At 58.0% G+C, this 1727-nt stretch carries 1 protein-coding gene and 1 riboswitch; the gene reads left to right on the top strand.

Annotation, left to right across the window (positions count from 1 at the left end; all coding sequences use genetic code 11):
* Positions 1-5: 5 nt before the first annotated feature.
* Positions 6-104, bottom strand: a riboswitch (Glutamine riboswitch).
* A 246-nt stretch (positions 105-350) separates the two neighbouring features.
* On the top strand, positions 351-1727 hold a 1377-nt coding region (locus NW819_RS12510), incomplete at its 3' end, for a cation:proton antiporter (protein WP_414413943.1).

Raw genomic sequence — 1727 nt, 5'->3', positions numbered from 1 at the left:
GTTGAGGCGCGTTCCTTCGGGATCTCTCCCTACTTCCGTCCTCTGGCTGCGATGTCGCTCTACCTACATTAACGAGCCGCCCAGCACGCGAGAGGATGAACGATTTCTATCTACATTCTGTATTATAAGCTACGGTTTTGAGGTATTGCCAGCAACTTTTAACAAAAATTTCCACTGAGTTTCTGGCCAGCTTCCTCTAATCGGGACTAGTCAGCCGGGATCCCTGGGGGAAGTAAGGTGCAGGGCTTGGGGCCAGGTTCTCCACTCTGTCCGAGATGCCAGAGGAAGCATTATCGTGGAAGAATCCTCAGGATTGGCTACAAAAGTTCACATTCCTTGGTGGGTGCCCTGTGCAGGAAGACTTTCGTCTGATTTTGGACATTGTGACGGTATTGGCGGCAGCGGCAGCAGGTGGATTCTTGGCTTCGCTGCTGAGGCAGCCGGTGTTGCTCGGCTACTTACTGGCCGGGATCTTGGTGGGGCCAACCGGGTTGGGGTGGATCAAAGAGTTGGTTCAGGTGGAAACCTTGGCCCAGTTTGGGGTGACCTTTTTGCTGTTCACCTTGGGGGTGGAGTTTTCCCTGAAAGAATTGCGCAAAGTGCGGGGGATCGCCGTTGGCGGAGGCATTTTGCAAATTGGCCTGACGATTTTGATCACGGCGGTGCTGGCGGTGGTCAGCGGCTGGTTGACGCCGGTGCAAGGGATCTTTTTGGGGGCCGTGCTCTCCTTGTCCTCGACTGCCGTGGTGCTGAAAAGTCTCACTGAGACCAACCAAATGGGCACTCCCCAAGCCCAGGCCATGCTGGGGATCCTGATTGTGCAGGACTTGGCGGTGGGGCTGATGCTGGCGGTGTTGCCGGCTTTGGATTGTCCCTTGCCGGAGCTGGCGGGATCCCTGGCCAGGGCCTTGGCAGAAATCGGCTTGGTGGGGCTGGGGGCGGTGGTAGGCGGGATTTGGCTGGTTCCCGGTTTCCTGCGTCTGCTGGCTCAGCAGGAGAGCAAAGAGGTGTTTCTGCTGGGGGTGATCAGCCTCTGCGTGGGGATTGCCCTGTTGACGGAGCGGCTGGGCATTTCCAGCGAGATTGGGGCTTTCATTGCCGGTCTGATGATCTCGGAGGTGGAGTACGCCGACCAAACCCTGGACTATGTAGAGCCTTTGCGAGATGTGTTTGCTGCTCTCTTTTTTGCGGCCATCGGCATGCTCATCGATCCCAGCTTTATCCTCGGCCATCTGTTGCTGATCCTGGGGCTGGTGGGTCTGGTGATGGTGGGCAAGTTTTGCATCGTGGCTCCCTTGGCGCGGCTGTTTGGTTACACTCTGCCGGCAGCGGTGGTGGTGGGGCTGGGCCTATCGCAAATCGGCGAATTCTCCTTTGTGCTGGCCAGCGAGGGACAGGCTTTGGGATTGGTGTCGCGGCAGATCTATTTGTTGATTGTCAGCACCACAGCCGTTACCCTTCTGCTCACTCCCTTTCTGCTGAGGGGCGCTCCTCGACTGTTTTCCGGGCTACACGGGATCCCCTTCTTGGCCCGCTGGTTGGAATCGGGCGAGCGGCCCCGCGCTTTGGCCCCCGATGCTCCTCAACAGGGGCACGTGGTGGTGTGCGGCTATGGGCAGGTGGGGCAAGACATTGTGCGCATTCTGGAAGCCCGTCGTCACCCCCTCTTGGTCATTGATCAATCAGAACGGGTGATCCAACACCTGCGTTCCCGTGGGATCCCTTAC

It is taken from the genome of Synechococcus sp. R8-2 (assembly GCF_047461715.1).
Classification (GTDB): Bacteria; Cyanobacteriota; Cyanobacteriia; order Thermostichales; family Thermostichaceae; genus Thermostichus.
The sequence above is the reverse complement of the archived record's forward strand: the minus strand, read 5'-3'. Positions and strand labels throughout refer to the sequence as shown.